Source organism: Anaerolineales bacterium, assembly GCA_037382465.1.
GTDB lineage: Bacteria > Chloroflexota > Anaerolineae > Anaerolineales > E44-bin32 > WVZH01.
In genome coordinates, this window is sequence record JARRPX010000096.1 from 1 (window position 1) to 8,006 (window position 8,006).

9 protein-coding genes are annotated in these 8,006 nt (G+C 56.6%); all 9 read right to left on the reverse strand.

Going from position 1 to position 8,006, the window contains the following annotated elements; translation table 11 throughout:
* Positions 1 to 297 (reverse strand): hypothetical protein (locus P8Z34_16415; GenBank protein MEJ2552257.1); only part of this gene is annotated, 297 nt, incomplete at its 3' end.
* 252 nt (positions 298 to 549) lie between these two features.
* Positions 550 to 1,038 (reverse strand): hypothetical protein, encoded by a 489-nt coding sequence (locus P8Z34_16420; GenBank protein ID MEJ2552258.1) that lies wholly within the window; start codon positions 1,036 to 1,038, stop codon positions 550 to 552.
* A gap of 85 nt (positions 1,039 to 1,123) precedes the next feature.
* Positions 1,124 to 1,735, reverse strand: a complete 612-nt coding sequence (locus P8Z34_16425; protein ID MEJ2552259.1) for a M50 family metallopeptidase — start codon at positions 1,733 to 1,735, stop codon at positions 1,124 to 1,126.
* Positions 1,713 to 2,870, reverse strand: coding sequence for a hypothetical protein (locus tag P8Z34_16430; protein ID MEJ2552260.1), 1,158 nt, complete (start codon positions 2,868 to 2,870; stop codon positions 1,713 to 1,715). Before P8Z34_16430 ends, P8Z34_16425 begins: the two co-directional genes overlap by 23 nt.
* A gap of 113 nt (positions 2,871 to 2,983) precedes the next feature.
* Positions 2,984 to 4,405 (reverse strand): kynureninase, encoded by a 1,422-nt coding sequence (gene kynU / locus P8Z34_16435; GenBank protein ID MEJ2552261.1) that lies wholly within the window; start codon positions 4,403 to 4,405, stop codon positions 2,984 to 2,986.
* A complete protein-coding gene (locus P8Z34_16440; GenBank protein MEJ2552262.1) occupies positions 4,311 to 5,270 on the reverse strand; it encodes a PhoPQ-activated protein PqaA family protein in 960 nt (319 codons plus the stop codon). Before P8Z34_16440 ends, kynU begins: the two co-directional genes overlap by 95 nt.
* 153 nt (positions 5,271 to 5,423) lie before the next feature.
* A complete protein-coding gene (locus tag P8Z34_16445; protein MEJ2552263.1) occupies positions 5,424 to 6,191 on the reverse strand; it encodes an arginase family protein in 768 nt (255 codons plus the stop codon).
* Between the two features lie 114 nt (positions 6,192 to 6,305).
* Positions 6,306 to 7,166, reverse strand: coding sequence for an ABC transporter permease subunit (locus tag P8Z34_16450; protein ID MEJ2552264.1), 861 nt, complete (start codon positions 7,164 to 7,166; stop codon positions 6,306 to 6,308).
* A gap of 1 nt (position 7,167) precedes the next feature.
* On the reverse strand, positions 7,168 to 8,006 hold an 839-nt coding region (locus tag P8Z34_16455), incomplete at its 5' end, for an ABC transporter ATP-binding protein (GenBank protein MEJ2552265.1).

Genomic DNA, 8,006 nt, shown 5'->3' on the forward strand with positions numbered 1-8,006 from the left:
AGGCCGCAGTTTGAGGAATTCCGCATCGCGAACGAGCACCAAATCGGGTTTGGACTCGAGCGCCTTCATCATCGGCATACCGACGAGTTCGTTGCAGATATATTCGTGCAGCGTGTCGCCATACAGGATCTTCTGTAAACTCGTGGGGCGAATGGCGCCGCTCACCCGGAATTCGAGCGGCCGAGTCTGGCCATCGGTAACCAGGCAGCCCCCACGGATCGATGCGCCATCGTCAAACGTGGCGAGATCGAGAAATGCAAACACCTTCTCATTGTCGTTTCCGGACTTATCAGTCATATTGGCCTCTCAGCGAAAAAATGGCATCCACTGGGAAGGATTCCCCTCTGGCGATACCCTATCTTACTTTATCCGACAAAACGCCATACTGCAAGCGGTCCAAAGGTCCGGTATCTGCAACGCGAAAAACTCGAGTCGCGATTTTCGACCGGCTCGCTTGAACTGCGATAATAAAAATACTTGGGAGAAGATCTCCCAAGTATTTTTCAAGCATTCGTCAACTGCTTCCCGGCCGAATTCGTCGGTTGAAAATCAACTTTTCTTTTTGTTGGCAGGCGCCTTTTCTTCCGGCGAACCCTCTTCCTCCGGCAGTTTCTTGAAAGACAATTTCCAACCCTTGCCGCCAAAAATGGCACTGATGACTTTATAGCCTACCCAAATCACGAAGCCCAGACAAATCAAACGGAAAAGGATGGAAAATGGGCTGTACAGCGAATACCGGCTGAAAACATTCCGGGTCAGCGGGGAGCGATTGAAAGCGCGCGGCATGGATTGCGTTTGATCATCGAAGTTGAATCTCCCCGATTCGGGACGATCGAACTGCATAAATGGATGATTCTTCAACATATCCTCGGGTAAGTTGAAATTTCCGAAGAAACGCCCGAAAACGACATGCCCATCGTTCGCCGCGGCGACGCCGTTGACATAGCCGATCCGGTAGAGTGCGTATCCAGCTCCTGCAAGGATTACCACCACAAGGAGCACGAGCAGAACACGGCCCACCACTTGCTTCCTAGACATACTCAACCTCCAGATCTCTAATTTTCTCTATTAGAAATTTATCACAATCCGGCCTGCAAATTATGTGTGAAATGTGGAGAAATTGTTAATGTGACTTTTCGTTTGGATTTCGATGCGTCCCGGTTTCCTGCCCGAGAACAGATTTCGACTTCCGAAACACCAGCCAAATGCCAATGACGTAGAAGATCAACGTGAGTATGAAATAGCCGTGGATGGTCCCTCGCGGCAGGTCGACGAGCAACCTGCCCACATCGTTGTAGCTGTTCTTGCTTCCCCAGTAGTTGTACAAGGAGTCCACGAGCGGCGATATCATGCCGATGATGATCAGATTCAACCAGATCCACTTCCGACGAAAGCGAACACGCATGCAGATAGCAAAGAAAAGGACAAACGTCATCAGGTCCACGAAGTACGGAGCGGCGAGGACCAGCCAATTCGTTTCTTCGAGGTAGTTGACGTAACCCCAATAAAGCCCCTGTTTACGCATGGTGGGCCAGAAGACGAATTCCGTGATCTTTGCGCCCTGCAGGATGGCGGCGATGGCGTGGCTGCCTTCGTGGCGCAGCGTCCCGAGAATCTGGTAGACGGGATAGGCTAACACCCACAGCAGATCCGAAAACTGCAGCCGCAGCGGATTTGGCCTGGATCCTGGAAGTGTGTCGTCCATGATGTTGTCAGTCGTTGTTTTGGAATTCATCCCATACTTCCAGCGCCGGTTTGGGCTCGCCGGTTTTCGTGCGCAGCCCCAAAGAGCCGAAATACGCCAATGACTCAACATCTGCCGGTGAACCGTGCTCGGTCAGGTAATCCGCGTACGCATCGATGTTCACGTCATCGATGATCAGATAGACCCAGAAGGCCAGACGTTCCCCAAGTTGGCCCTCGATAGCCCGCAGATAATCGATCTGATCCTGCGCAGAACCGTGGAATGCGCCGGCGTCCTGCGACAGATAACCTCCTTCCGCGATCGCCAGCGGCTTCGTAGCGCGTGATAGCAGAGGAGCATAGTAGTCTTGTGGAATCTGCGCGGCACTCGCGAATGCAAAATAGGGATATGTCGAAATGGCGTATACGTCCAGATCAGGCTCGAATTGTTCGACGATGTCCCACTTGATCACACCCGGAGAATCTTCGGAGAAAATGCCGGCGCTGTTCAGGTCTTCCCACTGCAGGGTGACGAAGATCGACGTCTCCGGCGCCTCGGACTTTATCGCCGCATACACCTCGTGATAGAGCGTGACGTAGTTCAAGAAATCGTCGGGCTGGGAATCGGCGTAGGTGTTGATTTCGGACGCCAGACCCAGATAGCGCGGTTGGAATTCGCGCACGAGCCGCAAAGCATAATTCTTGAATGCACTGCGCACGCCCGACGTGGCGAAATTTCCGCCTGCCAGTTCTGGCGGTAAACTGGCGATCACCCGCCGGTCGAAGGCTTGCAGCGGATCGATAACGAATATGGACTCCAGACCGTTCCGGCGGGCAAGGTCGAGGCTGCCGCGCATCTGCTCGATGGCAGGCGATTCGCCGTCTGCACTCTCGATGAAATCTGCCCAGGGCACCTGCGGCATGCTGAGCATCACGTCGCCGTGCTGGCCGATGGCTTCGATGGTAGCGATGAGGCTTTCCGTCGTGATTTCCGGCGAACTGGGAAAGAACCCATACACAGTGCGGCCGCCGTCGAAGAACGAAGTCGAAGACGTGGGTGAGGCTTCAGGATTCGGCTCGGATATCTCCGTCACAACGGGTGTCCCACCGCCACAGGCGGCCAGCGCCGGAACCAGGAACCCGGCGACCAGGACGGCGATGGCGGTTTTCTGCCGGCCAGCGTACAAGTGTCTCCTATTGTGACCTGCGCATCTGCGTCGCATATTTACCTCCCCACTCGTCAAGAACGCCGATCGGACGGATTCGACGTCGGGTTGAATTCGCGTTCGGATCGAAATCGCTAGGTCACATCCAGGCGTTCATGCGGATATTGGGCGTAAACCTCCTGCGCTACGATCTCGCGCATTCGACCGAGGGCACGATGGATTTCGGTGTACGTCGTGTAGAGCGGCGTGATCCCCAAACGAATGTTGTCCGGTTCACGGAAATCCGGGATCACTTTCACCGCGGGCGATGGAGATTCGATCAAAGCGCGACAGATGCGATAGCCTTCCTCGTGCCGCAGAGAAACGTGCGAGCCACGCCGTTCCACCTGGCGAGGAGTGCCCAGGGTAAATCCAAGCGGAGCGAGCCAACGATCGGCGAGGTAGATCAAATACTCGCTTTGTCTGGCGCTCTTTTCCCGCAAGCGCTCCATACCGGCTTCCAAAAGCAGATCGATCGAAGCCTCGACCGCCTTCATGGAAAGCATCGGCGGTGCACCCACCTTGAAACGTGAAATGTCCGGCGAAGGCGTAAAATCCAAGGCAAAGGCGAACGGGTTGTCCGCAGCAAGCCAACCCCAGATTGGCGGTTTCAACTGCGTCTGCAAGTCCTTGCGTACGTAGAGAAACGCCGGAGAACCAGGCCCCCCATTGAGATATTTATACGTACAGCCAATCGCCAGATCGACGTTGCAGCCATTGAGATCGACCGGCACCGCGCCGACGGAATGACTCAAATCCCAGAGCATGAACGCCCCTGCCTGATGCGCCGAAGCCGTCACGCGAGCCATGTCGTACATGAAGGCACTCTTGAAGGCGACGTGCGTCAAACTGACCAACGCGGTTTGCGAATCGATCGCAGTCCCGAGATCGCCCGGCGCGATCGAAATGCCGTCCTCGGAAGGGATCAGGACGAGATCGTGTTCACCATCGAGCAGATCGATGATGCCCTGGAGAACGTACAGATCCGAAGGGAAATTGAGCGCGTCACTGACGATCTTGCGACGCTGCGGCCGCGCTCGCAGGGCCGCCACGGCCAATTTAAACAGATTCACCGACGTCGCATCGGTCACGACGACTTCATCTTCCCCGGCGCCGATCAAATGCGCGATTTTCGCCCCCAACCGCGTGGGAGTCTGCATCCAGCCGTCGTTCCAGATACGGATGAGGCGTTCGCCCCATTGTTCCTCGATGGCGCTGCGCATGAAAGCGATGGTGCGTTTCGGCAAACGCCCAAGCGAGTTCCCATCCAGGTAAATCAGGTCGGGATCCGCGATGATGAATTCGTCACGAAAAGACGCCAGCGCGTCTTGTGCGTCCAACTCGTTCGCAAGTTCGATCTGCGTGCTTTCGAAATCCAGAACGCGCCTCCCTACCCAGCCCGCATAACGTGCTCGGCCTTCCTTACCCCGCCGAAAAATGCTGCCGGATGAACTTGACGATCCTATCGGGATGGTCGCCGACGTAGTTGTAGGTCTCGAAACGCCGTTGAATGCCATCGATCAACCAGAGCTCCTTCGGCCCCGAGAGAGCCTGGTAGTAGGCTTGCGTGTCGGTCAATTCCGTCCAGGGATCTTCCCGGGCCTGGATGACGAGTGTGGGGATTACCACATCGCGGGCGTATCGCAGCGGCGACATTTCTTTCAGGGCGAAACCGCCGCGCCAACGAACGATCCGATCGATGATGGGAAGCAGGTACAAGCTGAGCGGTGTGTATACGTTTCGCAGGTAGGAACGGATGAACACCTCGGCCGAAACGGGCTGAACGGCGATCAAGAATTTGATGTCGCGCAGCTGGTCTTTCGCTTTGCTCAGGGCGACCGTGGTCGCATTCGCGCCCATACAGAAACTCACGAAACCGATCGCCGGAGCGGAGAGCCAGCGGTTGTTCACGTAGGCGATGGCGCCGATAACGTCCTGGTACTCGGTCAGGCCCACGCCGCTCAAGCCTGCCTCACTCTCACCGTGATTCCGAAAATCGAACATCAACACGGGATAGCCGGCCGCATTCAAGGCGCGAGCCGTCTTCAGTAAATCGACCGCCGTTTTGGCAATGGGTGGGAATCCCTGATTCTCCACGACGAACCCGTGACGGTTGAAGGTCATGGGGTGCGTGAGAATGACCACCTGCTTGGGTTCGGCGGTGAAAGGGAGTTTCCCGGCCGGTATGTACCATCCCTGAAGTAAAACACCGTCGGTGGCTTTAAACTCGACCGATTCGAAATCCAGGCCGTATTCCCCGGGAGTCCGTACGATCGGCTGACGTCTTGAATGCAAGACGATGCCCGAAAATACGTAGCCGATTGCGAGTGAAAGACATATCCAGGCGCCAACGATGATGATTCCAACGATGCTTGCCGGCATTTCCCTGCTCCTTGTTTTGCGTCGATGGATCGAGCGCGTCAGAGACGATCCGATTTCCAATACACGCGCCTCGAACTCAGACCCAGATTCTACAGGCCAGCGCCTTGGAGAACAACTGCCATCGTTATACGGATGTTTCAGTTTCTAAGAAAATCAATCGTCGATCAACGCCTGCAGGACCTGCATGCACAGCCGCTGTGTTTGGAAATCCGGATCAAGCGCAGGATTCCACGAAGAAAGAGAAACCACCCTGACCCTGCCCGTCGCAGCGAGATGGCGAAAGACGCGGGTCAATTCCTCTGCGCTCGGTCCTCCCGGAGCGGAATAACTCATCGCCGGAGCTTCGGCCGGATCGATCACATCCACGTCGAAGTGTATGTGCAGCGGGGTATCAGGTAGCGAGGTATCCAGCAATTGAGCCACGTCGGTCAAGTGCAAGACCTTCGATTGGCGGAGCGCTTCCCCTTCGGCGGGATCCAGATCGCGCCCATCGCTGAGAATCACGTGGTCCTCCCGGATGGGCCTCACACACAGGGATTCAAGCAGGGTCTGCTCGCCGCGCCCCACGAGCATGGCCAACGGCATGCCGCCAAGGAAGCCGCTAGGTGAAGTCTCCCAGGTGTTGAAATCGCCGTGCGCATCGAACCAGATCAAGCGCGCATCGAGCCCGGCACGCTGGATTCCCGCCGTGACGCCGATCGAGGACACACAATCTCCCGCGACGGTCACCGGCCGATCGCCGGCGCTCAGAATCTCGGCCACTTTACCGGCCAGAGGTTCGTACAGCGCGGCAATGCGTTCGAGTTTCTCGCCCGCCGGCAATGTGGGATTCAAGACCTGCCAATCCGGTTCGACGAGATCACGCAGCTGCGGCAGCGGTTCATCCAGAAAGTACGGCAAGAGTACGTGTTGGTTTGTCATACCATTAATCTTACACCGAGATGATACGCCGTGAACTGTGATTTAAACGCATCGTGCACGGGATGATCTACAGAGACCACACCGTGCACGCATCCCAAGTATGCGTTATAGAGATTACGCTCTTCCTTCGATTGTCACCCCGCGGCGCAGCGACGGCAGCGACAATCGCCAGCCGCCCTCTCCACCGACGCGGATGTCGCGTTGCCGGAACAACCACCAGGCCAGTACGATGAAAACGAGCGTAACGCCCAGCAGTCCCGCAACCCAGGTGCCGTTCAAACCGTCGAAGGCCTCACGCGCCTGGTAGTAATTCAACGGAGAGAACCTGGCGACGGGCTCTAATTTATCGTTGATCTTCGCCAGTCCGGTGATGAAAAAGCTCGCTACGAGAACTACGCCCCCTACCATGGAAGCCATCCCCCTCGAGGGCAGCAGCATGCTGCACAGCAGCGACAGCGCGCCGAATATCAATACTTGCGCCAGCAGGGATACGAACGGCAACGCCAACACACCCAGGTCGATTTTCAAGGATGACCAACTCATGGGCAGCGCCAAACCGAGCCAGGCAAGCCCAAGAATGACCACCGAAGTGACGACAAAGGCCAAAACACGTCCCGTGAAGAGCGCCGTGCGGCTGACGGGGTAGGCCAGGATCAGATCGAGGGTGCCATTTTCCTCGTCGCTGACCAGCAAACCGCTGCCGATCAAGACGGCGAATATCCCGATAATGATGGGCATGTAGGAGAAGAATTCCACGCCCAGGAAACCTTGCGGTGATCCAAAATCGGCAAAGTCACCAAAGAAGGCGATGAACTCCTCGGGAAAAACGGAGAGATATTCATTCAGCGCCTCCGTCTGCGTCCCAATCGAGTCGAACATCGATACGAGCAACACGCCCGTAAGACCCAAGCCAATACCCCAGCCGATGATCTGTCCGCGATAGCGCCGTAGTGTGTAACGAAATACGGTAAACATGTCATGCCTCCTGTCCTTCGTCCTCGTAGTAAGCCAGAAAGATTTCCTCCAGCGAAGGACGCTCGGTCTCGAGATCGATCACCGGCATTGCGGCCAGCGCCTTCAGCAGATTCTCCATCTCGCCTTCCACCTGCAGCAGCACGCTGGTGCCGTCGTCTCTGGACAGCACGGTCACGCCGGGTACCTTGTCCAGACGTTCGACGTCGACCGCCTGTTTGAAGCGCACGCTGGCGCGTCGAAAAGCGCGGTTGATCAACGACGAAGGCTCGGCTTCCTCGACGACCACGCCCTTGCGAATAATGGCCACGCGATCCGCCACGGCCTCCACCTCGCTCATGATGTGCGAGGAGAAGAAAACCGAGGTCCCTTGTGCTTTAGCGTCGCAAATCAAGCGCAGCACTTCTCGCTGGATCAACGGATCCAGTCCCAGCGTGGGCTCGTCCAGAAGCAGCAGGTCCGGCTTGTGCATCAAAGCCTGCACGATGCCGATCTTCTGCTTGTTGCCGTGCGACATATTTTTGATCGTAGTTTTGAGGTCAAGCTGCAAGCGCTCGCTCAATTCGTTGACGTAGTTCCAATCGACGCTGTTGCCGCGCAGTGCGTTGAAATACCGAAGTGCCCCTCGCGCCGTCCGATTGGGGTCGATTTGCAGTTCGCCGGGCAGGTAGCCGCAGCGGGCTCGCACCTCGACGGACTTATCCTGCGGGTTCATGCCGAAGACCTTCAACGTACCACCGTCCGGTCGAATGAGATCCAGCAAGCAGCGGATGGTCGTCGTTTTCCCGGCGCCGTTGGGACCAAGATAACCCAGCACCTCACCCCGCCGGATTTCCAGATTTA

Excerpts from the sequence above, each read along its gene's own strand:
- P8Z34_16420 (MEJ2552258.1), bottom strand. The coding sequence starts at position 1,038 with ATGTCTAGGAAGCAAGTGGTGGGCCGTGTTCTGCTCGTGCTCCTTGTG.
- P8Z34_16425 (MEJ2552259.1), bottom strand. The coding sequence starts at position 1,735 with ATGAATTCCAAAACAACGACTGACAACATCATGGACGACACACTTCCA.
- kynU (MEJ2552261.1), bottom strand. The coding sequence starts at position 4,405 with ATGGCATTCAACGGCGTTTCGAGACCTACAACTACGTCGGCGACCATC.
- P8Z34_16440 (MEJ2552262.1), bottom strand. The coding sequence starts at position 5,270 with ATGCCGGCAAGCATCGTTGGAATCATCATCGTTGGCGCCTGGATATGT.
- P8Z34_16445 (MEJ2552263.1), bottom strand. The coding sequence starts at position 6,191 with ATGACAAACCAACACGTACTCTTGCCGTACTTTCTGGATGAACCGCTG.
- P8Z34_16450 (MEJ2552264.1), bottom strand. The coding sequence starts at position 7,166 with ATGTTTACCGTATTTCGTTACACACTACGGCGCTATCGCGGACAGATC.